The sequence below is a fragment of the Prevotella sp. LCP21S3_D2 genome (genome assembly GCF_052118345.1).
Taxonomy (GTDB): domain Bacteria; phylum Bacteroidota; class Bacteroidia; order Bacteroidales; family Bacteroidaceae; genus Prevotella.
Map to the genome: position 1 here is coordinate 1 of NZ_JBQKHJ010000123.1, position 321 is coordinate 321.

Annotated in this window: 1 pseudogene; it reads left to right on the top strand. The window is 39.9% G+C overall.

Going from position 1 to position 321, the window contains the following annotated elements:
* Nucleotides 1-211: 211 nt before the first annotated feature.
* Nucleotides 212-321: pseudogene (locus tag ACTQ16_RS16885) on the top strand (helix-turn-helix domain-containing protein); the annotation flags it as partial.

The window sequence follows — 321 nt, forward strand, 5'->3', positions numbered from 1 at the left end:
ACTTGCAAGCAAGTCGGAGTCTCGTTCAGGCAATATTTCAAGGCTTTGCTCAAGGCCGTGAAATCTGGTAGAACGGACTACGAGAACCTGCTTCCAATGACAATCTGCTTGAATTAATGAAATTTTTAGTGAAAGATATTTAAAAATGAGATTTGCGGGCTTTGCAAAAAGCCCGCAAATAGGGGCGTTGTGACATTTTTGGACGCTTACTAAAAAAGATATTGCCAAGGCAATAAATGTAGATTTATCCACCATTTATCGCGAATTAAAGCGAAATAGTGGTAGTCGTAACCATTACAACTGGGAAACAGCAGAAGCCAA